This window comes from Rhizobiales bacterium NRL2, from assembly GCA_001664005.1.
Classification (GTDB): Bacteria; Pseudomonadota; Alphaproteobacteria; order Minwuiales; family Minwuiaceae; genus Minwuia.
The window spans coordinates 2,119,181-2,143,562 of record CP016093.1 but is presented as its reverse complement, the minus strand read 5'-3'; the positions used below and the strand labels follow the sequence as shown (position 1 = coordinate 2,143,562).

At 68.9% G+C, this 24,382-nt stretch carries 23 protein-coding genes and 1 tRNA gene; 12 read left to right on the top strand and 12 right to left on the bottom strand.

Translation table 11 applies throughout. The features are described 5' to 3' along the window. Positions 1 to 14 precede the first annotated feature (14 nt). Genes TEF_09955 through TEF_09945 form a run of 3 tightly spaced genes read right to left on the bottom strand, consistent with a single transcriptional unit; the run spans position 15 to position 821 of the window. Positions 15 to 299, bottom strand: coding sequence for a membrane protein insertion efficiency factor YidD (locus tag TEF_09955; GenBank protein ANK81080.1), 285 nt, complete (start codon positions 297 to 299; stop codon positions 15 to 17). After that, entirely contained in the window at positions 296 to 676 is a 381-nt protein-coding gene (locus TEF_09950) for a ribonuclease P protein component (GenBank protein ANK81079.1), read from the bottom strand. Before TEF_09950 ends, TEF_09955 begins: the two co-directional genes overlap by 4 nt. 10 nt (positions 677 to 686) lie before the next feature. Continuing rightward, complete coding sequence (locus TEF_09945) at positions 687 to 821, bottom strand: 50S ribosomal protein L34 (GenBank protein ID ANK81078.1); 135 nt, start codon at positions 819 to 821, stop codon at positions 687 to 689. A 161-nt stretch (positions 822 to 982) separates the two neighbouring features. Here TEF_09945 and TEF_09940 point away from each other — a divergent pair, with 161 nt between their 5' ends. The 4 genes from TEF_09940 (at position 983) to TEF_09925 (ending at position 8,653) form a co-directional block, all read left to right on the top strand. After that, entirely contained in the window at positions 983 to 2,395 is a 1,413-nt protein-coding gene (locus TEF_09940) for a dihydrolipoamide dehydrogenase (GenBank protein ANK81077.1), read from the top strand. Between the two features lie 132 nt (positions 2,396 to 2,527). Beyond that, a complete protein-coding gene (locus TEF_09935; protein ID ANK81076.1) occupies positions 2,528 to 4,588 on the top strand; it encodes a catalase HPII in 2,061 nt (686 codons plus the stop codon). 166 nt (positions 4,589 to 4,754) lie between these two features. Then, positions 4,755 to 8,222 carry a hypothetical protein gene (locus TEF_09930; GenBank protein ANK81075.1) on the top strand — a complete coding sequence of 1,156 codons (3,468 nt, stop codon included), beginning with the start codon at positions 4,755 to 4,757 and terminating at the stop codon, positions 8,220 to 8,222. 41 nt (positions 8,223 to 8,263) lie between these two features. After that, positions 8,264 to 8,653 carry a hypothetical protein gene (locus tag TEF_09925; GenBank protein ID ANK81074.1) on the top strand — a complete coding sequence of 130 codons (390 nt, stop codon included), beginning with the start codon at positions 8,264 to 8,266 and terminating at the stop codon, positions 8,651 to 8,653. A gap of 36 nt (positions 8,654 to 8,689) precedes the next feature. On the opposite strand, the gene TEF_09920 is transcribed toward TEF_09925, so the two are convergent. Together TEF_09920 and TEF_09915 are read right to left on the bottom strand one after the other, a co-directional pair. Continuing rightward, positions 8,690 to 8,765: transfer RNA gene (locus TEF_09920), tRNA-Lys, on the bottom strand. A 6-nt stretch (positions 8,766 to 8,771) separates the two neighbouring features. Then, a complete protein-coding gene (locus TEF_09915; protein ANK81073.1) occupies positions 8,772 to 9,584 on the bottom strand; it encodes a hypothetical protein in 813 nt (270 codons plus the stop codon). A 295-nt stretch (positions 9,585 to 9,879) separates the two neighbouring features. Between TEF_09915 and TEF_09910 the strand changes: the two genes are divergently transcribed. Genes TEF_09910 through TEF_09895 form a run of 4 tightly spaced genes read left to right on the top strand, consistent with a single transcriptional unit; the run spans position 9,880 to position 12,588 of the window. Then, positions 9,880 to 10,881, top strand: coding sequence for a hypothetical protein (locus TEF_09910; protein ID ANK81072.1), 1,002 nt, complete (start codon positions 9,880 to 9,882; stop codon positions 10,879 to 10,881). Between the two features lie 53 nt (positions 10,882 to 10,934). Next, positions 10,935 to 11,477 (top strand): hypothetical protein, encoded by a 543-nt coding sequence (locus TEF_09905; protein ID ANK83405.1) that lies wholly within the window; start codon positions 10,935 to 10,937, stop codon positions 11,475 to 11,477. A 4-nt stretch (positions 11,478 to 11,481) separates the two neighbouring features. Next, entirely contained in the window at positions 11,482 to 12,258 is a 777-nt protein-coding gene (locus TEF_09900; GenBank protein ID ANK81071.1) for a short-chain dehydrogenase, read from the top strand. 51 nt (positions 12,259 to 12,309) lie between these two features. Continuing rightward, a complete protein-coding gene (locus TEF_09895) occupies positions 12,310 to 12,588 on the top strand; it encodes a cupin (GenBank protein ID ANK83404.1) in 279 nt (92 codons plus the stop codon). A gap of 13 nt (positions 12,589 to 12,601) precedes the next feature. Here the strand turns inward: TEF_09895 and TEF_09890 are convergent, their stop codons facing one another. From TEF_09890 to TEF_09870, 5 genes are read right to left on the bottom strand one after another with little or no spacing between them, the layout of a single operon-like run. Next, on the bottom strand, positions 12,602 to 13,423 hold the full coding sequence (locus TEF_09890; GenBank protein ANK81070.1) for a ribonuclease Z: 822 nt from the start codon (positions 13,421 to 13,423) through the stop codon (positions 12,602 to 12,604). Between the two features lie 22 nt (positions 13,424 to 13,445). After that, positions 13,446 to 15,506, bottom strand: a complete 2,061-nt coding sequence (locus tag TEF_09885) for a hypothetical protein (GenBank protein ID ANK83403.1) — start codon at positions 15,504 to 15,506, stop codon at positions 13,446 to 13,448. Between the two features lie 6 nt (positions 15,507 to 15,512). Beyond that, complete coding sequence (locus TEF_09880) at positions 15,513 to 18,257, bottom strand: hypothetical protein (GenBank protein ANK81069.1); 2,745 nt, start codon at positions 18,255 to 18,257, stop codon at positions 15,513 to 15,515. Beyond that, positions 18,254 to 19,153, bottom strand: a complete 900-nt coding sequence (locus tag TEF_09875; GenBank protein ID ANK81068.1) for a hypothetical protein — start codon at positions 19,151 to 19,153, stop codon at positions 18,254 to 18,256. The genes TEF_09880 and TEF_09875 overlap by 4 nt, the downstream gene beginning before the upstream one ends. Positions 19,154 to 19,159: 6 nt before the next feature. Continuing rightward, complete coding sequence (locus TEF_09870; protein ID ANK83402.1) at positions 19,160 to 20,155, bottom strand: AAA family ATPase; 996 nt, start codon at positions 20,153 to 20,155, stop codon at positions 19,160 to 19,162. Positions 20,156 to 20,276: 121 nt separating this feature from the next. Here TEF_09870 and TEF_09865 point away from each other — a divergent pair, with 121 nt between their 5' ends. The 4 genes from TEF_09865 to TEF_09850 are packed head-to-tail and all read left to right on the top strand — an operon-like array spanning position 20,277 to position 22,955. Beyond that, the gene (locus tag TEF_09865; protein ANK83401.1) at positions 20,277 to 20,849 is read left to right on the top strand and encodes a hypothetical protein; all 573 of its coding nucleotides are present in this window, start codon (positions 20,277 to 20,279) and stop codon (positions 20,847 to 20,849) included. 5 nt (positions 20,850 to 20,854) lie between these two features. Continuing rightward, positions 20,855 to 21,457 carry a hypothetical protein gene (locus tag TEF_09860; protein ID ANK81067.1) on the top strand — a complete coding sequence of 201 codons (603 nt, stop codon included), beginning with the start codon at positions 20,855 to 20,857 and terminating at the stop codon, positions 21,455 to 21,457. A gap of 2 nt (positions 21,458 to 21,459) precedes the next feature. Then, positions 21,460 to 21,723: a hypothetical protein gene (locus TEF_09855; protein ANK81066.1), complete on the top strand. Its 264-nt coding sequence runs from the start codon at positions 21,460 to 21,462 to the stop codon at positions 21,721 to 21,723. Then, positions 21,720 to 22,955, top strand: a complete 1,236-nt coding sequence (locus tag TEF_09850; protein ID ANK81065.1) for a hypothetical protein — start codon at positions 21,720 to 21,722, stop codon at positions 22,953 to 22,955. Before TEF_09855 ends, TEF_09850 begins: the two co-directional genes overlap by 4 nt. On the opposite strand, the gene TEF_09845 is transcribed toward TEF_09850, so the two are convergent. Both TEF_09845 and TEF_09840 read right to left on the bottom strand, forming a co-directional pair. Continuing rightward, positions 22,912 to 23,775 (bottom strand): hypothetical protein, encoded by an 864-nt coding sequence (locus tag TEF_09845; protein ANK81064.1) that lies wholly within the window; start codon positions 23,773 to 23,775, stop codon positions 22,912 to 22,914. The two genes, TEF_09850 and TEF_09845, sit on opposite strands and share 44 nt — an antisense overlap. Before the next feature lie 17 nt (positions 23,776 to 23,792). Next, a complete protein-coding gene (locus TEF_09840) occupies positions 23,793 to 24,332 on the bottom strand; it encodes a hypothetical protein (GenBank protein ANK81063.1) in 540 nt (179 codons plus the stop codon). Positions 24,333 to 24,382 lie beyond the last annotated feature (50 nt).

Here is a 24,382-nt window from a genome sequence, read left to right as displayed (position 1 = left end):
CGAAACGCGGTCCTTCAGCAGTTGTCGGGCGCGTCGGCGGACTTCGCGTCCCGCCGCGGCCAGAACCTGATCCCGTCGGGCACCGGGTCGTACCCGTGGCCGCCCAGGGGATGGCAGCGGCCCAGCCGGCGCAGCGCCAGCAGTGGTCCGATCAACGGTCCGTGCCGCTTCAGCGCTTCCAGCGCATAGGCCGAGCACGTCGGCTGGAAACGGCAGTTCGGTCCCAGCCAGGGCGAAATCACGTAGCGGTAGAAGTGGACAGGCGCCTTGAGCAACAGAACCAGGACACGGGCGATCATGCGTCCGCCCCCTGGCGCAGCAGGCCGATACGTTTCAGCGAGAAGCGCAGGTCGTCGGCGAGGGCGGCGTGATCGCGCTCGACGGTCGCGGCGCGGGCGATCAGGACGTAATCATGGCCGGGCTCGGCGCGCTGACGCAGCACATCCTCGGCAAGCGCACGGAGGCGGCGCTTGGCCCGGTTGCGCCGCACGGCGTTTCCCACCTTTTTCGATGCGGTAAAGCCGACGCGCATGTCCGGTCTGCCTCTTTCGTCCAGCGGGGTCGGCGCGGCGGGCATGGGCGCCGCCTGGAGCACCAGGCCCTTCGCCGCGGTCCGGACCCTGGATCGGCTGAGCCTCAGGAAATCGGCCCGCTTTTTCAACCGGCCGATCGTCACCGGGCTGAAATCAGGCTGACAGCCGCTTCCGCCCCTTGGCGCGGCGGCGCTGCAGGATGCGCAGACCGCCAACCGTCGCCTTGCGGGCGCGGAAGCCATGACGGCGCTTGCGCACGAGATTGCTCGGCTGGAAGGTACGCTTCACGACTGGCTCTCCTGAAACATGAATTGCGGCCCGCCGGGCGACCGGCAGGGGTTGCGAGAGGCGCTGTATATGAGCCGGTCACGGCCAAGTCAACCGCGGTGAGCGTCGCGCGCCGCACGCATGCGATAGCCTGACGGGAACCGCCCCCGAGGAGAGAGCCCATGCCCGAACGCATCGACACCGACATCTGCGTCATCGGCGCCGGATCCGGCGGTCTGAGCGTGGCCGCCGGCGCGGTCCAGATGGGCGCGCCGACGGTGCTGATCGAGGGCGGGCGCATGGGCGGCGATTGCCTGAACTATGGCTGCGTGCCCTCGAAATCGCTGCTGGCCGCCGCGCACCACGCCGCCGTCTGGCGGCGGGCAGGCGACTTCGGCGTCCACTATGGGGCACCGGAGGTCCGCTTCGACAGGGTCAACGACCATGTACGGTCCGTCATCGACGCCATTGCGCCCCATGACAGCCAGGAGCGGTTCGAGGGTCTGGGCGTGCAGGTGATCCGCGACTGGGCCCGCTTCGTCTCGCCGCGGGAGGTCGAGGCCGGGGGCGTGCTGGTGCGCGCGCGGCGTTTCGTCATCGCCACCGGCTCCCGCCCCGTGGCGCCGCCGATTCCCGGTCTGGAGGAAGCCGGCTATCTCACCAACGAGACCATCTTCGACAACCGCGTCCTGCCCGGCCACCTGATCGTCATCGGCGGCGGGCCCATCGGCATGGAACTGGCCCAGGCCCATGCCGAACTGGGCGCGCGGGTCACCGTGCTGGAGGCCGCGCGGGTACTGGGGCGCGACGATCCGGAACTGACGGCCATCGCAGCGGACGCGGTGCGCGAGAGCGGCGTCGACATCCGCGAGGGCGTGAAGATCGCGCGCGTGGAGGCAGGACCGGCCGTGGTGCTCGAGGGCGCGGACGGCGAGGAACGGATCGAGGGCAGCCATCTGCTGGTGGCCGCCGGCCGCCGGGCGAACCTGGAGCGGCTGGACCTGGAGAAGGCGGGGATCGAGCACGGCACCCGGGGACTCGTCGTGGATCGCGGGCTGAAGACCACCAACCGGCGGGTCTACGCCGTGGGCGACGCCGCCGGCGGGCTGCAGTTCACCCACGTCGCCGGCCATCATGCGGGTCTCGTGATCCGCAATGCGCTGTTCCGCCTGCCGGTGAAGGACGACCCGGCGATCATCCCCTGGACCACCTATACCGACCCGGAACTCGCCTGGGTCGGCCTGCAGCAGGAGGCCGCCCGGAGCAGGCACGGCGACATCGACGTTCTGCGCTGGCCCCTGGCCGACAACGACCGCGCCCGGGCCGAGCGCCGCACCGAAGGGCTGGCGAAGGCAATCGTGCACAAGGGGCGCGTCATCGGCGCCGGCATCGTCGGGCCTGGCGCCGGCGACCTGATCGGCATCTGGGCGCTGGCGGTGAAGAAGCGGATGAAGGTTGCCGATCTCGCCGGTTTCGTCGCCCCCTACCCCACAATGGGCGAAGTCACGAAACGCCTCGCCGGCAGCTACTACACGCCGAAGCTGTTTTCGGACCGGACCCGCCGGATCGTGCGGCTTCTCGCCCGCTTCGGCTGAGCCGTCCGGGGCCCCGGCGTGCGTCCGATTGACCCTCTTTGAAACGATTCCCGGCTGCTCACCTACCGCAAAGCAACGACCCCACACCTCAACGATGGGGCGGACCAACCGATCGGTACAAGGAACAGCGTCATGAAGGAACTCCCCAGGGGCAAGGGCGGCGAGACCCACCAGAAGGCAAAGGGCGAACAGATGACCACCGCCCAGGGCGCCCCCGTTTCAGACGATCAGAACTGGCTCAAGGCGGGCGAACGCGGCCCCTCGCTGATGGAAGACCAGGTTGCCCGCGAGAAGATCTTCCACTTCGACCACGAGCGCATTCCCGAGCGCGTCGTCCACGCCCGGGGCTATGGCGTGCACGGTCATTTCGAACTGACCGACCCGATCCCCGAACTGTCGAAGGCCGACCTGTTCCAGCGCAAGGGCGAGAAGACGCCGGTCTTCGTGCGGTTCTCCACCGTCGCCGGCAGCAAGGGCTCACCCGATCTCGCCCGCGACGTGCGCGGCTTCGCCACCAAGTTCTACACGAAAGAAGGCAACTGGGATCTGGTGGGCAACAACATCCCCGTCTTCTTCATTCAGGACGCCATCAAGTTCCCCGACCTGATCCACGCCGCCAAGCCCGAACCGGATAGGGGTTTTCCGCAGGCCCAGACGGCGCACGACAATTTCTGGGACTTCATCTCGCTCAGCCCGGAATCGATGCACATGGTCATGTGGATCATGTCGGACCGCACCATCCCCCGCTCCTTCCGCTTCATGGAGGGCTTCGGCGTGCATACCTTCCGGCTGGTGAACGCCGAGGGGGAATCGCACTTCGTCAAGTTCCACTGGAAGCCGAAGCTGGGGCTTCAGTCCGTGGTCTGGAACGAGGCGCTGAAGATCAACGGCATGGATCCGGACTTCCACCGCCGCGACATGTGGGACGCGATCGACGCCGGCGACTATCCCGAATGGGAGCTTGGCGTCCAGGTCTTCGACGAGGATTTCGCCGAACGCTTCGAGTTCGACGTTCTCGATCCGACGAAGATCATCCCCGAGGAGCAGGTGCCTGTCCGCACCATCGGCCGCATGGTCCTCGACAACAATGTCGAGAACTTCTTCGCCGAGACGGAGCAGGTCGCCTACTGCACCCAGAACATCGTGCCGGGCATCGACTTCACCAACGATCCCCTGCTGCAGGGTCGCAACTTCTCCTATCTCGACACCCAGTTGAAGCGGCTGGGCAGCACCAATTTCACCCACCTGCCGATCAACGCGCCGAAATGCCCGGTCCGCCACTACCAGCAGGACGGCCACATGGCGATGCGCAACCCGACCGGCCGCGCCAACTACGAACCCAACAGCTGGGACGATGAGAGCGGGCCGCGGGAGAATCCGAACAAGGGCTTCGAGAGCTATCCCGAGAATGTGGGCGGCCCGAAGGCGCGCGTCCGCTCCGAGACCTTCGCCGACCATTACAGCCAGGCGCGCCAGTTCTACGTCAGCCAGACCGGGGTCGAGCAACGCCATATCGCCGACGCGCTCACCTTCGAACTCTCCAAGTGCGAACGCGCCGACATCCGCGCGCGCATGGTCGGTCATCTGCAGAACATCGACGACACCCTGGCGAAACAGGTCGCCGCCGGCCTGGGCATGGACGGCCTGCCCGAGAAGATGAAGCCGGCCCGCGAGCCGGTCCCGGACCTGCCGCCCTCCGATGCGCTGTCGATCCTGAAGAACGGTCCGGCCAGTTTCGCCGGGCGCCGGCTCGGCCTCTACATCTCCGACGGCGCCGACGCGGACATCGTGTCCGCGATCCGCTCCGCGGCCGAGGCTGAGGGGACGAAGGTCGCCATCGTCGCGCCGCACATCGCCGGCGCGAAGCTCTCCGACGGCACGGCGCTGGCGGCGGACGAGAAGATCGACGGCGGACCGTCGGTGGTCTTCGACGCCGTCGCCGTGGTCATGCCGTCCAACACCGCCGGGCAGGTGAAGCAGGACAAGCCAACGGTCGACTTCGTCAGCGACGCCTTCGCCCACGCCAAGTTCATCGCCTATGGCGAGCAGGCCCAGCCTGTGCTCGAGGCTGCGATCGGGCCGGAGTTGGACAGCGGCTGCGTGAAGGTCGCCGACGCCGGCGACGCCCGCGCCTTCATCGAGAAATGCCGCGCAATGCGCTTCTGGGACCGGGAGACCGACTACCTGTCCTGACACGGCTTCGCCGGCCCGACCTTGCCTCACCGGTCCAAAAACGCGAAGGTGATTTCGGAGGGGATACGACTGCCGGAGCCCGATACCTCAGTGCTACGGCGCACCTCCATGACATTTTTCGCCTCCGCGTCCCGGCGCTGCGGCGTCGCGACATCCGGGCAGGGAGATGAACGAAAAGGCAGGCGACAGTTTCGCCGTGGTCGCCCTTGGCGGTTCCGCCGGGGCCCTCGCGGCCTATCAGGCGTTTTTCAAGGCGCTCGACGAGAAGCTCGGCGAAGACGGGACGGCGGATATCGCCTTTCTGGTCATCCCCCATCTCTCGCCCGACCACGAAAGCATGATGGCGGAAATCCTGCAGTCGGCGACGCGGCTGCCGGTGCAGTCGATCACCGGGGACACGGCGATCCGGGCCGGGCATGTCCACGTCCTGCTGCCCGGTCAGACCCTGGATGTGCGCGACGGACGCCTGCTGCCGAAGGACCGGGCCGCCGGTGCGGCGCACCATCCGGTCGACGACATCTTCACCGCCCTGGCGCAGGACGTGGGCGCGCGGACCATCGCCGCGGTCCTGTCCGGCACCGGCGCCAACGGCTCGGCGGGCCTCGCCGCCGTGCGGGAGCAGAACGGCCTCGTGCTGGCGCAGACGCCGGAGACGGCCGAGTTCCCGGAGATGCCGCAGAACGCGATCCAGACCGGTCTGGTCGACGCGATCCGCTCCCCGGCGGAGATGGCCGGTCTGATCGTCCGCTACGCCGCCAACGGCCACGGGGGCCGGGGCGATATCGCCCTGCGCGACCACAGCGCGACCGGCGACGAATCCGATGACCTTTCGTCCGGCGGCCAACGGCAGTTGAGCGCGGTCATCAACGCCATTCGGTCGGAGACCGGGCTGGATTTCACGCCCTACAAGAACGGAACCCTGCAACGGCGAATCGAACGCCGGGTCCAGTTGAGCGGCGGCGCGTTCGAGGACTACGTGGCCCGGCTCGACGGCGACCCGGAGGAGGTCCGCGCCCTCGCCGACGACCTGCTGATTTCGGTGACGGGCTTCTTCCGCGACCCGCCGGCCTGGGACGTGCTGCTGGAACGGGCGGTCCGCCCGATCATTCAGTCGGATCAGGGGGACGTGGTGCGCGCCTGGGTCGCCGGCTGCGCCTCGGGCGAGGAAGCCTATTCGCTGGCGATCCTGCTTCGCGAGGAGATGGAAGCCCAGGGCCGCCACGGCCGGGTCGAGGTCTTCGCCACCGACATCTCCGAGGCCGCGGTGGCGCGCGCGCGCCAGGGCGTCTACCCGGCCGCCGCCGTGCAGGCGTTGAGCGAGCAGCGCCTCCACAGGTATTTCCATCGCGAGGGCGACACCGTGCGGGTGCGCCCCGAACTGCGCGAAAGCGTGGTCTTCGCCGCCCAGAACCTGTTGCAGGATCCGCCATTCGCCAGGATGGACCTGGTGGTCTGCCGCAACGTGCTGATCTACCTGCGTCCCGAGTTCCAGCGCCGGCTCATCCGTCTGTTCCATTTCTCGCTGCGCCCCGGCGGATACCTGTTCCTGGGCAACGTCGAATCCATTTCCGGCGAGACTGGCCTGTTCGAGGCGATCGACAAGGAATGGCGGCTGTATGCGCGGACCGAACCCGCGCACGCCGGCGACGTGCAGTTTCCCGTGGCCGGGAATCAGGGTGGCGGCCGCGGCGCAACGCCCGCCGCCAGAACACGGCCGGGCGCAGCATCGCGCGCGACGCAGCTGACGCTGAAGGCGCTGGCCGACCGCCACGCGCCGCCGTCGGTGCTGATCGATCAGGACTACGAGGTGCTCTACTTCCACGGCGACGTCGAACGCTATCTCAAGCCGCAGGCAGGCGAACCCAGCCGCAACCTGGTCATGCTGCTGCGCGACGGGATGTCGACGCGCCTGCGCAGCGCCGTCGACCAGGCCAGGGAAAGCGGCGCCGTCCATGTCGAGCCGGCCCAGGCCTCGACGTCCGAAGGCACGACGCCGATCCACATCGAAGTCGCGCCGCTGTCGGCGCAGGGGGTCGAGAACCGCTGGCTGGTGAGTTTCGTCGAAAGATCGGAAGCCAGGGCGGCCCCCGGCCCGGAAACGGCGCGGTCCGACGCCCGCGAACGGGAACTGGAGGAAGAGATCCGGCTGCTGCAGCGGGAACTGGACGCCTGCTCCGCCGAGGCCAGCCGGTCTCAGGAGGATCTGAAGTCCTACAACGAAGAAATCATGTCGATGAACGAGGAGCTGCGCGCCACCAACGAGGAGCTCGAAACCTCGAAGGAGGAACTGCAGTCGCTCAACGAGGAGCTCAACGCGGTCAACACCCAGCTTCGCTCCAAGGTCGAGGCCCTGCAGGAACGCACCAGCGATCTCGACAACCTGTTGCACAGCACCGACGTGCAGACGCTGTTTCTCGATACCGAACTCGCTGTCCGCTGGTTCTCGCCCGGCATGGAGGATCTGTTCGGCATCCGGTCCTCCGATCAGGGCCGGGCGATAACCGAGCTGGTCCAGCATTTCGACGACCCCGGCTTCGAAGCCGATTGCCGCGCGGTGCTGCGGGATCTGGGCCGGCGGGAAAGGGAAGTCCCGGGCCCCGACAAACGCTGGTTCCAGCGCCGCATCTCACCCTACCGCACCGGCGACGACCGCATCGACGGCGTCGTCGTCAGCTTCAGCGACATCACCGAGGTCCAGGCCGCGCGCACCTACGCCGAAAGCATCGTCGAGACGGTGCCGGTGCCCCTGCTGGTGCTGGATTCGAGCCTGCGGGTGGAATCCGCCAACGCCGCCTTCTACGAGACCTTTCAGGTGGCGCCAGCGGAAACCGGGGGGCGACTGATCTACGACCTCGGCAACGGCCAGTGGAACATCCCCGAACTGCGGCGGTTGCTGACCGGAACCCTGTCGCGCGAGAGCCGCTTCGAGAACCACCTGGTCGAGCACGAGTTCGAATCCATCGGACAGCGCATCATGCTGCTGAACGGCCGGCGGCTCGACAGCGTGGATCTGATCCTTCTCGGCATTGTCGACGTCACCGAGCAGCAGCGCGCCGAGACCCATCAGCGCCTGCTGATGGAGGAACTCGACCACCGGGTCCGCAACTGGATGGCGGTCGTCCAGGGCCTGGCGCTGCAGACCAAGGCGCGCGCCGACACGCTGCAGGACTTCTGGGACGAGTTCGAGGGCCGCCTGGCCGCCCTGGCGCGGGGCCACGAACTGCTGCTGGACCGCAGCACGACCCCCGCCGGCATGATGGACGTGGTCAGGCAGGCCGCCGCCGAGACCGACGCGGAGCGCCTGCAGCCGAAGGGGCCGAATGTCGATATCACGCCGAAGAAGGCGGTGACACTGATGATGGTGCTGCACGAATTCATCGCCTCCGCCGCCCGGGACGGCGCGCTGCACGAGGACGGCGGCGGCCACGTCGACCTGCGCTGGATCCTGGAGGACGACGACGTCATCCGGGTGACCTGGCGGGAGGTCGGCGGCCCGACCAGCGCCCTGGAACGCAGCCGCGCCTTCGATGACGGGCTGATCCGGCAGCTGGTTGAATACGACCTGGGCGGCTCATTACATGTAGGACGCGGGTCCGACGGGCTGCTCTGCGAATTCACGCTGCAGCGCGCTTGAGCGCCGGACAGGAACGAAGAAGAAGAATGCGGATAACGGAGATGCGGGACGAGGAAACGATGCTGAACGGATGGCGGGTGCTGGTGGTCGAGGACGAGGCCCTGATCGCGCTCGACCTGCGCAACATGCTGGAGGGCTTCGGCTGCACCGTCCTCGGTCCTGTCGCGACCGTGGGGCGGGCGATCGGGGCGATCGAACGGGACCGTCCGGAGGCCGCCCTGCTGGACGAGGTACTCGGGGAGACCAGCGTGGCGCCCGTGGCGCACGAGCTTTGCCGCCGCGACATTCCCTATGCCGTGGTCAGCGGCTACAGGGCCGACCCCGACGGCCACCCGGCGCTGCGCGAGGCGCCCCGCCTGTCCAAGCCGGTCGCAGTCAACGACCTCTGGAACATGATGGTCGGCCTGCGCCGCGGCGCCACCGCGGCCTGACCGCGGCCGCCGACCTGTCGGAATCATCGGGAGAATTGGTGGGCGCAGTAGGACTCGAACCTACGGCCCGCTGATTAAGAGTCAGCTGCTCTACCAACTGAGCTATGCGCCCACACTCTCAAACGGCGCCAGTGGCCCCGTTCAGCGGAGACGGGTTTCTAGCGGATCGCCCGCGCACTGGCAATAGCCAAGACGGTGCCGGTTTCGCCCCCGACCGGGCGCCCCGGCCGAGGTCGAAATCCGCCGCCAGCGGCGCGTGATCGGAGAGTCCGGCGGCGCAGAAATCGGCGAAAGGCCCGACCCCGAAACGGCGCAGCCGCGGCCGCCAGCGGGCGCTGAAGAACAGGTAGTCGATGTGATAGGTCGGCCCGTCCTCGCGCCGGTCGCGCCAGTAATGGGTCGGCTCGCTCTCGGCGCCGAAGGGCTCGCCGCGGGCCAGATGATAGGCGCTGACCAGGCCCAGCCGCCGGCAGCGCGCGACGTTCTCGGCGAAGTTGATGGCATGGCCCGGCCGGTCCCAGCGTTCGTGGTTGTTGAAGTCGCCGGCCGCGATCAGCGGCCCCTGCCCCGCCAGCCAGCCATAGCGGTCCAGCGCGCGGTTGAAGGGGCCCGGCTCGGCCCGGCGCCGGAACCCCCCGGACGCGTTCTGGGCCCAGACGGCGAGCACGGTGAAACGGAGCCCGGCGCCCCGGACCTCCACCGGCATGACGTGCGGCAGGGCCGGATCGTGCACGGGCAGACGGCGCACGCGGAACGGCGCGCGCGCGATCACGGCCAGACCCTTGACCTCGTTCGGCCCCGTCCAGGCGATACGGCGGGGCGGCAGGTCCATGCCGGCGGCGCGCAGGCGTTCGGGACGGGCGCATTCGCTGATGACGGCGATGTCGGGGGCCAGCGCATCCAGAGCCGGCCATTTCCGCTCGAGCGCCATGGCGCAGTTCCAGGCCACGACCCTCATGGCGTCACTTGCCCGGCCCGGACGCCCAGCGGCGGCGGCCGTCCGGCCGGAACCGGATTTCCGGCAGCTGTCACCGGTCCTGTATGGCCTAGGCGCGGGGAGAGCATCATGAACGAACGGGGCCACCTGATCTGGAACCAACCGGCGGCCGCCGGCAGGACGGCCGTGACGCGATTCTACACCCGGGTCACCGGCCGGACGGTAGGGGAAATGCCCCGTGCCGGTGCCGACCGCCGGAATCCACGGCCCACCCTCCCGCCGATAGCGGTTGCGCCGCCGCCCGCGGTCGCGCCACCCTGACGGCCGGGGAGGAATCGTGGAAGCGGACAGGACTCAGATCGCCGGCCTCCTGCTGGCGCTGCTGGCAGGCGTGTTCCTGGGCAGCGCCGTGGCCGTGGCGCGTTTCGCCTATGATGGCGGCGCGAGCGGCATCGTGGTGGCGGCCACGCGCACCTCGATGATGATCACGGCCATCGCCATCGGCCTGCTGGTCACGCGGCGCACCTTCCGCCTGCCGCCCGGCCTGTTTCCGCTGGCGCTGCTGAACGGCGTTCTGATGACCGCCATGACCTACGGCAATATCGGGGCGGTCGAGTTCATCTCCGTCGGCCTGGCGGCGCTGCTCTTCTTCACCTTCCCCATCCTCATCGCGGTGATCGTCACCGTCTTCCGCATCGAACCGTCGAGCCCGCTCAAGCTGTTCTGCATCGTCCTGGCCTTCGTCGGCCTGGCGATGATGCTGGGCGCCTCGGCCGGCGACGCGGACTGGCGGGGCGTCGCCTTCTCGCTGGTGGCGGCCGTCGCGACCGCCATCAACGCGGTCCTCGTCGCGCGGCATTTCGGACGGGTCAACGTCTTCGTCATGACGTTCCATTTCGGCTGGGTGTCGCTGGTCGTGATGGCCCTGATCGGCCTGACCCTCGCCGAGGTCCGCCTGCCCGAAACGCCGGGCGGCTGGGGCGGACTGTTCGGCGTCGCCCTGCTGCAGGGCTCGGCCATGCCGATGTATCTCTACGCCATCAGCCGCATCGGGGCGCTCAAGGCGGGCATGTTCACCAATATCCAGCCGGTGACCTCGATCGTCGAGGCGTGGGCGCTGTTCGGCGAGTTGCTGGGCCTGTTGCAGGCGCTGGGCGGCCTGCTGGTGCTGGGTTCCATCGCCCTGATGCAGTGGGCGGATCTGCGCCGGCGGCGGCGATTGACTGCCGTGCCGAAGGCGGATCAAATGCCGCCCGTCGCAAGCCTGACCGATGGGGAGGAAACACGGTGAGCAAGCTGAAGATCCACGGACCGAACCAGTCCCGCGCCCTGCGCACGGTCTGGATGGCCAACGAACTGGGCCTCGATTACGAGCAGGACACGATGGATTTCCGCTCCGGCGTCACGCGGAAGCCGGAATATCTCTCGATCAACCGCGCCGGCCATGTCCCGGCGATCGAGGACGGCGATTTCGCCCTGGGCGAAAGCTGCGCCATCAACATCTATCTGGCCAAGAAGCACGGCAAGCTGATGCCGAAGGACTTGCAGGGCGAGGCCCGGGTTCTGGAGTGGAGCTTCTGGGTCATGACCGACGTCGAGAAGCCGATCCTGAACTACCTGTTCCACGCCGCGATGCTGCCCGAGGACCAGCGCGACCCGAAGGTGGTCGAGCAGTCGAAGAAGGACCTCGAATGGCCGCTGACCGTGCTCAACAACCACCTGGCGGATCACGACTATCTGGTGGGCAACGAATTCACCGTCGCCGATCTGAACGTCGCCGGCGTGCTGCTCTGGGCGAAGCTCTCGAAGTTCGACATGTCGGCATATCCGAACATTCCGGACTGGCTGAACCGCTGCACCAAGCGCCCGGCCATGCCGGGACGCTGACGCGATGCGGCACCTCTTCGACCTGAGCGGCAAGACCGCGGTCGTCACCGGCGGGTCCAAGGGCATCGGCAAGGCGATCTGCCAGGCCCTGGCCGCCCACGGCGCCAAGGTCGTCGTCGCCAGCCGCAAGCTGGACGCCTGCCAGGCCGTGGTCGACGAGATCACGGCCGATGGCGGCGAGGCGACGGCGATCGCCTGCAACATCACCCACCGCGACGATCTCGGGAAGCTGGTCGAGCAGTCGAAGGCCGCCTACGGGCAGATCGACATCATGATCTGCAATGCCGCGGTGAACCCCTTCATGGGCTCCAACCTCGACATTCCCGACGAGGCCTTCGACAAGATCATGACCTGCAACGTGCAGTCGAATCTCTGGCTGGCGCAGATGGTCGTGCCGGAAATGCAGGCCCGCAAGGACGGCGCCTTCATCATCGTCTCCTCCATCGGCGGTCTGAAGGGCAGCGCGGCGCTGGGCGCCTACGCGATCTCGAAGGCTGCGGACATGCAACTGGTGCGCAACCTCGCCTCGGAGTTCAGCAAGGACAACATCCGCTTCAACTGCATCGCGCCGGGCCTGGTGAAGACCGACTTCGCAAAAGCGCTGTGGTCGGACGAGGACCGGGCGTCGCGGCGGATCAAGGGCACGCCGCTCAACCGCCTCGGCGAGCCCGAGGACATCGCCGGCATCGCCGTCTATCTCGCCGCGCCCGCCGGCTCCTGGACCACGGGCCAGACCTTCGTCATCGACGGCGGCGTCATGGCCAACGCCACCGCCGGATAGGATCGAGCCATGAAGATCCGCGCCACGGTCGAGGAAGCGAAGGCCGCGCCCATTCCGGCGGGCCGCGCGTCATCGCTGCTCATGGAGCACGGCTCCATGACGCTCCGCTACTACGCGCCGAAGGGCCGCGACCCGCAGACGCCGCACGAACAGGACGAGCTCTACATCGTCGCCAGCGGCTCGGGCACGTTCTTCATGAATGGCGAACGCGTGCCCTTCGGCCCGGGCGACGCCCTTTTCGCCCCCGCCGGCGCCGAGCACCGCTTCGAGGATTTCTCGGACGACTTCGCGACCTGGGTGATCTTCTACGGGCCCGACGGCGGAGAATAGTGCCGGCGGCGGCTCAGCCTCCGATCCGCATCAGATCCCGGGCGACGAGAATCTCGCCGTCGAAGACCTCGGCGGCGATGGCCTTCCAGTCGGCTTCCTGCTCCGGCGACGGTGGCGGCACGAGATGGTTCAGCACCAGTGTCTTCACACCGCAGCGCCGGGCGGTCTCGCCGGCCTGGCGGACATCGGAGTGATAGTCCAGAACATCACGCATCCGCTGCATCCGCGCACGTTCGACCACGTCGCGGCGGATCGCGGTCTGGACATAGATGTCCGCGTCCCGGCAGATCTCGTCCAGTCCGGCGCACGGCACCGTGTCTCCGGCGATGGCGACGACGAGGCCCTCCGCCTCGATGCGGTAGCCCAGGGTCGGATGGACCGGGCTGTGATCGGTGGGCGCACAGGTGATGCGAACGCCATCGGTGTCGAGCACGAGCCCCGCTTCCAGCTCGTGAACATCGAGCCGTGGCGGATCGGTCAGGTCGTCGTGATGGGCGATGCGGTAGCCGATATCCGTCTCCAGCGCCGCCAGCGTCGCGCGAGCGAAAGCGGCCATTCCGCCCGGCCCGTACACGGCGAGCGGATTCGGGCCCGGGCTCATGATCCAGCGCGTCGTGATCACGTCGTTGAAGTCCGTCGTATGATCGCTGTGCATGTGGGTAATGAACAGCCCGGCAAGCGCCGCCGCGCCCACGTCGACGGCCGCGGTCCGCATCAACACACCGCGGCCGCAATCGAACAGGAAATTCCTGTCGCGGGCACGCACCAGCGTCGCCGGGCCGGCGCGATCCGGATGCGGCATCGGCGAGCCGCTGCCGAGAATTGTCACGTCCATGCGATCCCCTCTCCTGGTGTGCTCAGCGGCTCTCGCGGCGCCAGGCGAGCAGGGCAAGGCCCAGCATCAGGATGACCAGCACCCAAGGCGGCGCGGCGGGCGCACGGCTGATCCCGGTCACATCATAGGCCTCGTTCTCGACCAGACCGTACCAGCCTCGGCCGGCGGCCCGATCGCCCGGTTCGACGCGGCGCAGGGACGGTTCCGGAGTATCGGCGAGCCGGATCATCGCCCCGCCCGAGGCGGCCGCGTGCGGCGACAGCTTCTCCGGCGTCGAGATCAGATCGGCGAATTCCAGCGGATTGAGATTGCCGAGGACGGCGACCGACTGCAGATCGCCGTCGCGCACGCGGTAGAGCCCGGCGACGTCCAGATCCATGCGGGCGAAGCTCTGGCCGTTGTTGCCCTCCTGCAATTGCAGCCGGCGCGCGCGGCCGTCCGGCCCGGTCACGGTCACCGTCTTCGGGCCCGGCGTCAGGGAGCGGCGTTTCACGGTCAGTTGCCGGCCCTCGATCTCGGCGGTGACGCTTTCTTCCTCCAGCGCCGGTTCCTTCATCAGCCAGTGGGCGACCCGGCGCAGCATTTCCGCCTGTGGCCCGCCGCCCTCGTAGCCGCGGGCCCAGAGCCAGGCCTGGTCGGACAGCACCTGGGCGACGCGCCCCTCGCCCACCCGGTCGAGCACCAGCAGCGGCCTGTCGCCCGGTCCGGTCATCAGCACGTCGGCCCCGGCGGCCTCCGTGTCCACCAGACGGAACCAGCGGCCCCAGTCGCGATCGCCCAGGGGGCCGCGCAGGTCGGCGGTCACCGGATGCCGCAGGCCGATTTCCGAGACCTCGGGCCGGAAGCCCGTCACGGTAACCTCGCCCGTCGGCGCGCCGGGCAGCACCTTGGACAGGGGCGTGCGGTAGAGACTGGCCGGCCCGGCGAAGGACGGCCCGGCCGCGTCGAGCAGCGCCCCGCCATTGCGGACATAGTGGACGATGTTGTTGAGATAGGCGAAATGCAGCACGCCCCGGCGCCAGAAGCGGTCGAAGATGATCAGGTCGAATTCGTTGATCTTGACCTCGAACAGTTCGCGGATCGGGAAGGCGATCAGCGCCAGCTCGTGGATCGGCGTCGAATCCTGCTTCTGCGGCGGGCGCAGGATGGTGAAATGCACCAGGTCGACCGCCGGGTCGGCCTTCAGCAGGTTCCGCCAGGTCCGTTCGCCGTTATAGGGTTCGCCCGAGACCAGCAGCACGCGGAGCCGGTCGCGCACGCCGTTCACCGCGATCGCGGCGCGGTTGTTTTCCAGGGTCAGTTCGCCCTCGCCCGCGTCGACGACGAACTCAAAGATGTTGCGCCCGCCATGGCCGACGGGGAGTTCGATTTCGGTCTCCCGCCCCACCGGCGCCAGACGGGTTTCCAGCGGCTCCCCGTCGCGGCGGATCGCGACCCGGGCGAACTGCGAGGCGCCGGAGCCGTCATGCACCACGATCGCCGCCGTGGCCTGCTGGCCCACGATGGCGAAGGCCGGGGCGGAGGCGATCTCGATGCGCCGATCCAGTTCGTCTTCCTCGCCGGTGAGCAATACATGCAGCGGCGCGCCGAAAAGGTCCGCGGCGCCCTCCGCGGGCAGGTCGTGGACCTGACCGTCGGTGATCATGACGACACCAGCCAGCCGGTCGCCGGGTACGCCCTCCATGGCGCGGCGCGCGGCGTCCACAAGCATGGTGCCGTCCGGCGGCCCGCCGGCGCGCGGGCCGGCCTCGACAATGCGCAGTTCCAGGCCGTCGAGTCCGCTGGCCGCAGCCTCGACCGCCGCCCTTGCGCGATCGGTCTGCGCCGTCCGGTCGCCGGTCTCCTGACTGATGGAGCGGTCGATCACCACCACCGCCACGTCGTCGTGATAGCGCCGCTCCTCCTTCACCAGTGTCGGTCCCGCCAGGAAGGCGAGAAGCACGCCCATCAGTGCGAGGCGCAGCAACCCGCCGGGCGCGCGCCGGAACAGCGCGAACAGCACCAGCGCCGCGCCGAACCCGGCCATGACGAACAGCAGCGCCTCCGGCACGAGGGGTTCGAACACCAGTCGGCTGCCATTCATGAACATCTACTGGCCCAGCCTCTCGAGGATGGCCGGCAAGTGAACCTGGTCGGCCTTGTAGTTGCCGGTCAGCGCGTACATCACCAGATTGACGCCGAAACGGAACGACATTTCCCGCTGATTGCCGCCGCCGTGCAGCATCGCGACCGGTCGGCCGGAATCGTCCATCGCCCAGGCCGCGGCCCAGTCGGCGCCGCCGATCACCAGCGGCGAGACGCCGTCATTGGCCGAGGATTCGAGATTCTCCACCCAGACGCGCCCGCCGGAATACCGGCCGGGAAAGACGTCCATCAGGTAGAATGAGCGGCCCAGCACGTGATCTTCGTCAACGCTCTGCAGCGGACCGACATCGATGCGCGAAAGCAGTTGCCGAAGCCGCATGGTGCCCGGCCCCGCGTCGCTGCCCCGGCCGATCGGACTGCCGTCGTCGCGGGTATCGAACAGCACCAGGCCGCCCGTGCGCAGGTAGCTGTCGAGCTTCTGCACCGCCCGGTCGCTGAGCGCCGGCTGGCTCTCGGTCATCGGCCAGTAGATCACGGGGTAGAAGATCAGTTCGTCGCGCTCGATGTTCAGGGCCGCCGCCTCCACGGGCTCCACCGAGGTGCGGGCGCGCAGGATCTCGTTCAGGCCGAACATGCCGGCGGCCGACATCCGGTCGACCCTGTCGTCGCCGGTGACGACATAGGCCAGGCGCATGTCCAGCGCGTCCTCGACCACCGAGCGGTCGACCTCTCCCGCCTGTTGCGCGCGCCCGGTGCCGGGCGCCAGCACGAGGCCGGCCATCAGCGCGGCGCAGAGCAGCGCCGAGGCCGTCGCGCTCCGGCGCGAGAATCGATGATGGCCGCGCAGCCAGAGCGCGATGACGAAGTCGGCAAGCAGCAGGGCCAGGGCGAGCGCCAGCAGCCAGGGTCCGAGATCGCGCTCCGGATCGCCGCCGATCTCCCCGCGCAGAACGCCGGCGGGCAGATCACCCAGGCGCGCCGGCTGCGCGGCCCGGTCGCCCACGTTGAAGGCCAGCGCTGCGGCGTCTTCCCCGTAGAGGCCCGGCGGATGACGCGGGCCGATGGGGGTCTCCGCCGCCGCGGCCTGGTTGAGCGGCCGGACCGTCGGACCGGGCCGGATCCCGCGTCCGAAGCCGTCGAGCACGGTCTGCGGCGCCAGCATCCTGTCCTCGGCCTCGACGTCGATGCCCGTCGACAGGGCGCTCATGCGGCGCAGCATCTCGACGAACAGCCCCGACAGCGAAAGATTCGACCAGGCCGTATTGGCCGACGTGTGAACCAGGATCAGCCAGCCCTTGCCCCGGGGCTCCGCGGTCACAAGCGGCGTGCCGTCCTCCAGCCGCGCCCAGGTCTTGTCCGGCAGATCCACCGTCGGCTCCGCCAGCACCTGGCGGCGGACCGAGACATCGTTGGGGACCGGCAGGCCGCGGAAGGGGCTGCTTTCGGGGAATGGGGCCAGCTTCGCCGGCTCCGACCAGCTCATCGCGCCCTGCAGATTGCGCCCGCCCTGGCGGATCGCCACCGGCAGCAGGTCGTCGGACTGTTCGGCCAGCCGCGGGCCGGCGAAACGCACCAGCACTCCGCCCTTCTCGATCCAGTCCGCCACCCTCAGCCGGTCGAGTTCCACCAGTTGCCCCACATCGGCCAGCACCAGCATCGACAGCGGCTCGTCGAGCAGGCGCGCGATCTCGCCTTCGCGAATCTCGGCGAAGGGCGCCAGTGCGCGCTCCAGGTAGTAGAGATCCGAAAGCAGCGGCTGAGCGCGTTCCGGCTCGCGCGTGCCCGCCAGACCGGCGCGGTAGCGTTTCAGGCCGTCGCCCAGCAGCGCCACGGACCCGGCGCTCTGGCGGCCTTCGATCTCGACCCGGGCGATCTGGTTCAGCGCCTCCACGGGCAGCGTCTCGGTCAACGAGGTCTGGCGCGCGCCGGGCTCGAAGGCGACAGGGCGGCGCAGCAGGATGCGGCCGTCCTCGGCGACCATACGGACCATCGCCGTCTCCGCGGTCGAGTCGATGTCGCGCTCCAGCCGCACCTCCACCTGCGCCCCCGCGCCCTCGACCGAGCGCACGAGCGTCACGCTCTCCCCCGCCGGCCGCTCGATGACGGTGAGGGTGCCGATACGGCGGGCGGTTTCGATCAGCGCCCGGGCGTCGGCTCCTTCAAGGCCGTTGGACAGCCAGTAGAGATTGGCCGCGCCCTCCAGCGACAGCCCTTCCAGCGCCGCCGCGGCGGCGGCGTGATCCGGCCGCCAGGATCTGGGCTCCATGCCCTGGATGATTCCCTGCGCCTCGGTGGCCGACATGAATGCCGCGCGCGGCGCCACCGCATCCGGATCGGGCGTCGTCCTGAGCAGAATGACCGGGCGTTCCTGCCGCCGGGCGCGGTTGGCGATGTCGGCCATGGTCTGCACCCGTGCGCGCCAGCTCTGCGCCGCCGCCCAGCCGTCGTCGACGATCAGCACCACCGGCCCCGATGATGCGAACTCGGCGCCGGGATTGAGGACGGGCCGGGCCAGTCCGGCGACGATCAGCGCGGCGATCAGCAATCTGAGCAGCAGCAGCCACCAAGGCGTCCGCGCCGGGGTCTCCTCGCGCCGGGCCATTTCGAAGATCAGCCGCGCGGGCGGAAAGCTGATCCGCTGCGGCGCCGGCGGCGTCGCCCTCAGCAGCCACCAGATGACCGGCAACGAGAGCAGCCCCAGCAGGATCCAGGGCTGGCCGAAGGCAAAGGCGGACAACAGGGCGTTCACTGGCTGGCCCCGGAAATCGCCTGGTAGAGCGAGAGCAAGGCCGCCTGGGCGGGCTGGTCGGTGTGGTGGGTGTCGAACGTCCAGCCGGCGCTGCGCGCGATCTGGCGCAGATCGGCCTGCCGCCGGTCGACACGCACGGCGTATTCCTCGTGAATCGTTTCGGTCCGGCCGATCAGCACTTCGCCCTCGCCTTCCGGGCTTTCGAACACCACCCGTCCGTCATAGGGCAGCCGATGTTCCGCCGGATCCATTATCTGGAGAAGGTGACCGCCCACGCCAACTGCGGAGAACCGCCGCAGGAAGACGGAGACCTCGTCCAGCGGCGTCAGAAAGTCACCAATCAGCACCACCTGGGCATAGCGCGGCAGATTGGCCGACGGCGGCAGGCTGGAGTGATCCTCCACCAGCCCCTTCTCGATCGCCAGTGCGTAATCCTCCAGCAGCGCACGCGAGGACCCGGGTGGGCGGTCCATGCCGAGAAAGGCCACGCGCTCGCCGCCGCGCAGCAGCAGAGAGGCCAGCGCCAGCGTCAGCAGGGTGGCGCGCCGGAGTTTCGTGGTCTGGCCCAGATGCGAGCGGAAATCCATGGATTCGGAACCGTCGCGCCACAGCCAGACGGCCTGCGCCGCCTCCCACTCGTTCTGGCGCACATAGGTCGGCACGCGCTTGGCCGACTGACGCCAGTCGATCCACGAGGCCGGATCGCCCTGCTGGTAGCGGCGGAACTGCCAGAAACTCTCACCCTCGCCGACCCGCCGGCGACCGTGCACGCCCTGGCTGACGGTCTGCGCCACGCGTTCGGCCTCGACCAGCAGCGGCGCCATCGCGCCGGCGAGCCGGTCGGCGCGCTTTCTCAGTCGCTGATCGATCCGGGCCGGCGGGGGAGCCAGGGCCATCGGCGGCTAGAGCCGGCTCACGAGCCGCGCGACGATCTGCTCGACGGTGACGCCGTCGGCACGCGCGGCGAAATTGACGGCCATGCGGTGCCGCAGGATCGGCGGCGCCAGCGCGGCGACATCATCCACGGACGGCGCGTAGCGGCCCTCCAGCAATGCGCGGGCGCGCACGCCCAGCATCAGCGCCTGCGAAGCGCGCGGCCCCGGTCCCCAGGCTACGTGACGGCGGATCTCCTCGTCGCCGCTCTCCTCGGGCCGGCCGGACCGCACCAGCGTCAGGATCGCTTCGACCACGCTGTCGCCGACCGGCAGGCGCCGGACCAGCCGCTGCGCCTTCATCAGTTCGTCGGCGGTCATCACCGCGCCTGGCGAGACTTCCTCGGCGCCGGTCGTCGAAAGCAGCATCCGGCGCTCGGCCTCGATGTCCGGATAGGGCACGTTGATCTGCATGAAGAAGCGGTCGAGCTGCGCCTCCGGCAGCGGATAGGTACCTTCCTGCTCCAGCGGGTTCTGGGTCGCCAGCACGTGGAACGGCCGGGGCAGCTCATGACGCTCGCCGGCGACGGAGACATGGTATTCCTGCATCGCCTGCAGCAGCGCGGACTGGGTACGCGGGCTGGCGCGGTTGATTTCGTCGGCCATCAGCAACTGGCAGAAGACCGGCCCCTGGATGAAGCGGAAGGAGCGCCGTCCGGCGTCGGATTCCTCCAGCACCTCGGAACCCAGGATGTCGGCCGGCATGACGTCGGGCGTGAACTGCACGCGCCGGCTGTCGAGCGACAGCACGGCCCCGAGCGTCACCACCAGCTTGGTCTTCGCCAGGCCCGGCACCCCGATGAAAAGCACATGACCGCCCGACAGCAGGGTCACCAACGTCTCATCGATCACCGAATGCTGCCCGAAGATGACCTGCCCGATCGCGTCGCGGATGCGGTGGGCCTTCTCGCCCAGCGCTTCCACTTCCTGGGCGAGGTCCTCGCCCGCTTCGCTGACGTTTTGCATGAGGATGATTATATTGAGCATGACGCGGGTTGCGAGACGATTCCCCGTGAGCAGGATCAATTTACGGCGATGTGCCGGAAGGAAGCCGAGAGTGAATGGCGTGAGTCCCGACAAGAACCATCTGAGGATCGACCAGCTGGCGGAAACCCTGGACGCGGAAGCGCGGAAATCCTATCCGCCGGTGCATCTCTGGGATCCGGCCAATGTCGGCGAGATCGATATCCGCATCGCCGCCGACGGCACCTGGTACCATGAGGGCGATCCGATCCTGCGGCCGGCGCTGGTCAGATTGTTCTCGACGGTGCTGCGCAAGGACGACGACGGCCGCCACTACCTCGTCACGCCGGCCGAACGGCTGGCGATCGAAGTCGATGTCGCGCCGCTCTATGTCAGCGAGATGTACCGCGAGGGCGAGGGCGACGATCAGACGCTGGTCTTCCGCACCCATACCGGCGATGTGGCGCCGCTGGACGAGGCTCATCCGCTCAGGGTTCCCGTGGACCCAGAGACCGGCGAGCCGACTCCCCTTGTCCTGGTCCGCGACCGGCTGGAAGGGATCCTGGCCCGCAGCGTCTTCTACGACCTGGTCGACATCGCCGAGGAGCGCGAGATCGACGGCGTCGCCGTCCAGGGGGTGATGAGCGCGGGCCGCTTCCATGTCATCGGCCGCAGCGACGGGAGGCCGCTGGACTGAACGCCATGAAACCCGACGACATCCGCAGCCGCATCCTCCGGCCGGCCGCACCGGCCTGGGGCCATTCGGACTACGACCTGACGTCCGATACGCCGCCAGGCGGCATCAGCCTCCGGCCCGCCGCCGTCCTGGTGCCGATCGTCGACCGTCCGGAGGGACCGACGGTGCTGCTGACGCGCCGCACGGCGCATCTGCGCGCCCATGCCGGCCAGATCAGCTTTCCCGGCGGGCGCATGGAGCCCCATGACGAATCGCCGGAGGACACGGCGCTGAGGGAAACCGAGGAGGAGGTCGGCATCGTGCGCGACCGTGTGGAAATCCTCGGCCGCCTCGACGTCTACCGCACCGTCACCAATTTCGCCGTCACGCCTGTCGTCGGCATCGTGGCCCCGGATTTCGATCCGACGCCCGACCCCCACGAAGTCGCCGAGGTCTTCGAGACGCCGCTGGCCTTTCTCCTCGACAGCGCCAACCATCATCGTCATACGGGCTGGTTCAATGGCAATCCGAGAAGGTGGTGGGCGATGCCCTATGGCGACTACTACATCTGGGGAGCGACGGCCGGCATGCTGATGAACCTCTACGAGCGTCTGTCGGACGAAGGCTGATCATGCGCCGCTTCATCATCCACGTCGTGCCGTTCCTGCTGCCTTTCGTGCTCTATGGCATCTACTGGCTGATCGCGAAACGCCGGGAAAACAAGGGGCTCACCATGGTCCCCTGGCTCTGGCTGACAGCCAGCGGCCTGGCGTTGAGCGTGATCACCATGGCAGTGCTCGCCTTCATGATGGGCAGCGAACCGGGCGGCGAATACATCCCGCCCCGCTACGAGGACGGCGTCATCAAGCCGGCGGAAACCCGGCCCGCCGAATGACCCGGGGGGCGCCCCCTGCCCCGCCGCCCTGGCGCGGGAATCGGGCCGTGGGACGCGTGCTGGCGGCTCTCGAGGCTGCCGGCGGCGAGGCGCGCTATGTCGGCGGCTGCGTCCGCGACTGGGTTCTGGGCCGGCCGACCGGCGACATCGACATCGCCACCACCCTGTTGCCGGAGCGCGTGATCGAGGCGCTGCAGCAGGCCGGCATCAAGGCGGTGCCCACCGGCGTCGAGCACGGCACGGTGACAGCCGCGCTGGAGGGTCAGGGCGTCGAGGTCACGACCCTGCGGCGCGACGTCGAGACCGACGGCCGCCGGGCAGTCGTGGGGTTCACGACCGACTGGGCCGAGGACGCCGCGCGGCGGGACTTCACCGTCAATGCTCTTTATGCCGACCACGCTGGACAATTGTACGACCCGACCGGCCGGGGCCTCGACGATGCGCGCGCGCGCCGGCTGCGTTTCGTCGGCGATGCGGCGACCCGCATCCGCGAGGACTATCTGAGAATCCTGCGCTTCTTCCGCTTTCACGCCCAGATCGGACTCGACCTCGACCCGCCGGGCCTCGAGGCCTGCGCCGCGCTGGCGGAGGGGCTCGAACGGCTGTCGGCCGAGCGTGTCTGGCACGAGACGAAGCGACTGCTGGCCGGGCCCTGGGCGGCCGAGACGCTGCACGGGATGGAAAAAAGTGGCATCCTGGCCCGTTTGCTGCCCGAATGCCGCGACCTCTCCGTCTCCGACGCGCTGCCTGGCGCGTGCGACGCGGAACTCAGGCTTGCGGCATTGCTGCCGGAGGCCGACGCCGACACCGCCGGGGATGTCACGAGACGGTGGAAGCTTTCGCGCCGCGAGGCCGGACGCGTCGTGAATGCCGTGGCCCCCCTGCCCGAGGACGCCGGCACCGACGCCGCGGCGATCCGCAGGGTCGTCTATCGTTCGGGCGGAGAGGCCGCAGCGGACCGGCTCGCACTGGCGCACGCCCGGGGCGGGGCGGTCACGCCGGAGGCGGGGGAGACCGCTCGGAACTGGCGCCCGCCGAAGTTCCCCCTCAGCGGACGCCACGCAACGGCGCGCCGCATCAAAGCCGGCCCGCCGGTCGGCGAATTGCTGAAGGCTGTCGAGGACTGGTGGATCGCGGGGGACTTCACAGCCGACCGGGAGGCCTGCCTCGCCGAGCTCGAACGGCGGATCAGCGAGACGGAAAGCCCAGGATCCAGCCCTCCTCGGTCGTGACCGCTTCCCGTTCCGCCGCCGTCAGCGACGCAGGCGCAGCGAGCATGTCGACAAGATATCCCTCGTTCTGCGCACCCAGCAGACCATCGCGGGTCGCGGCCACCTGCCGCGCGTCGCGGATGGCGTAAGGCTGGTCCTCGAACGGAAACAGAGTGGGCCAGCACTCGACATGCACCACGCCATCGAGATCGGCGTTCCAGCCCGTCTCGAACGGCCAGTAGAGCGTGCGCCGCGCCGGATCGAGGCTGCGGTTCAGTCGTTCGATCAGGGCAAGTCCCATGACGGCCTGGCTGCCCACTGAGCCGGCATAGGCGAGTTTCCAGACGCTCTGGATGGACTTGTGTCCGGCCTCCCGAACCTGGCGCTCTACCAGACGCCACTCCGCAAAGGCATGATGGCCGAATGACGGGCGTGTCTCGTACACCGTTTCCGCCGCCTGCGTTCGAGGCCGCCCCCAGAACGGGCCGGGCGGGTTGCCCATCCGGCGATTGAGCCGGTCCGCCACGTCGAAGCGGTTGTTGGCGTCCTTCGGTCCGTCCTCGACCAGCCCGAAGAGCAATTCCGCCGCTGTTCGGCCGCCGCCCAGCCCGCTGCCGACCGGATAGCCGAAGGGAAAATCCCAGGCGATCAGAGCCGGTCCAGCGGCCTTCTCCAGTGCCCCGTACAGCAGTTCCAGCAGATCCTGCCGGGTGCGGCAGTAGACCGGATCGAACCGGCGTCCCCGGACAGCGATCGCGGCCCAGCAGCGATCCTTCGTGGGCCGCTTCGGACCCGGGCTCGCGGCAGCGGAGAAGTCGACGACCGCGAGCAGTTCGAACACGGCTGCCGCGCCGCGTGCTACTTCGCGAACTTGATCAGCTTGCCGCGGGCCGTACGCACCGGCTCCCCGTCGACGGTACGGATGAACTCCAGCTCCATGCCGAGATCGGTGAGCGTGCGGCGGTAGACCTGCAGCTCAGCCGTGCCGTCCGCCGCCACCCCCAGGCCGTAAACGGTCAGCGTCTGCTCCTCCAGCCGGGCCCAGTAGTAGCCTTCCCCGCTCATCGGATCGCCGCCGCGCGCCGAACGCCAGACCTTGGTGCGGTCGGGATCGGGCACGAAGCTGACCCGGGCCTCCTTCAGAACTTCGACCGGGGCGTCCGGAACGCCCTTCTGACGCAGGATCGTGGCCCAGCGCACCGAGAAACCGCCGCCGCTCTCGCCGCGGATTTCCACGTCCATATCGCGCGCGGTGACGCGGAAATGCGTGCTGATATCGCTCTCGGAAACCGCGCTGCCGCGCCAGACGCCCTCGAACGCGCCGATGGAAACCTCACGCGCCTGAGTCACGCCGGCACTCGCGGCCAAGATGAGTACGAAGAAAACGGCCCTGATCATGAAACTCCCCCCGGCTGAACCCTCGGGGGCAAGTCTACCGGGGCGCGGCG

Excerpts from the sequence above, each read along its gene's own strand:
- TEF_09890 (ANK81070.1), bottom strand. The coding sequence starts at position 13,423 with ATGGACGTGACAATTCTCGGCAGCGGCTCGCCGATGCCGCATCCGGAT.
- TEF_09925 (ANK81074.1), top strand. The coding sequence starts at position 8,264 with ATGCGGGACGAGGAAACGATGCTGAACGGATGGCGGGTGCTGGTGGTC.
- TEF_09930 (ANK81075.1), top strand. The coding sequence starts at position 4,755 with ATGAACGAAAAGGCAGGCGACAGTTTCGCCGTGGTCGCCCTTGGCGGT.
- TEF_09870 (ANK83402.1), bottom strand. The coding sequence starts at position 20,155 with ATGCAAAACGTCAGCGAAGCGGGCGAGGACCTCGCCCAGGAAGTGGAA.
- TEF_09940 (ANK81077.1), top strand. The coding sequence starts at position 983 with ATGCCCGAACGCATCGACACCGACATCTGCGTCATCGGCGCCGGATCC.
- TEF_09855 (ANK81066.1), top strand. The coding sequence starts at position 21,460 with ATGCGCCGCTTCATCATCCACGTCGTGCCGTTCCTGCTGCCTTTCGTG.
- TEF_09900 (ANK81071.1), top strand. The coding sequence starts at position 11,482 with ATGCGGCACCTCTTCGACCTGAGCGGCAAGACCGCGGTCGTCACCGGC.
- TEF_09915 (ANK81073.1), bottom strand. The coding sequence starts at position 9,584 with ATGGCGCTCGAGCGGAAATGGCCGGCTCTGGATGCGCTGGCCCCCGAC.
- TEF_09935 (ANK81076.1), top strand. The coding sequence starts at position 2,528 with ATGAAGGAACTCCCCAGGGGCAAGGGCGGCGAGACCCACCAGAAGGCA.
- TEF_09875 (ANK81068.1), bottom strand. The coding sequence starts at position 19,153 with ATGGCCCTGGCTCCCCCGCCGGCCCGGATCGATCAGCGACTGAGAAAG.
- TEF_09840 (ANK81063.1), bottom strand. The coding sequence starts at position 24,332 with ATGATCAGGGCCGTTTTCTTCGTACTCATCTTGGCCGCGAGTGCCGGC.
- TEF_09850 (ANK81065.1), top strand. The coding sequence starts at position 21,720 with ATGACCCGGGGGGCGCCCCCTGCCCCGCCGCCCTGGCGCGGGAATCGG.
- TEF_09860 (ANK81067.1), top strand. The coding sequence starts at position 20,855 with ATGAAACCCGACGACATCCGCAGCCGCATCCTCCGGCCGGCCGCACCG.
- TEF_09905 (ANK83405.1), top strand. The coding sequence starts at position 10,935 with ATGGCCAACGAACTGGGCCTCGATTACGAGCAGGACACGATGGATTTC.
- TEF_09955 (ANK81080.1), bottom strand. The coding sequence starts at position 299 with ATGATCGCCCGTGTCCTGGTTCTGTTGCTCAAGGCGCCTGTCCACTTC.
- TEF_09885 (ANK83403.1), bottom strand. The coding sequence starts at position 15,506 with ATGAATGGCAGCCGACTGGTGTTCGAACCCCTCGTGCCGGAGGCGCTG.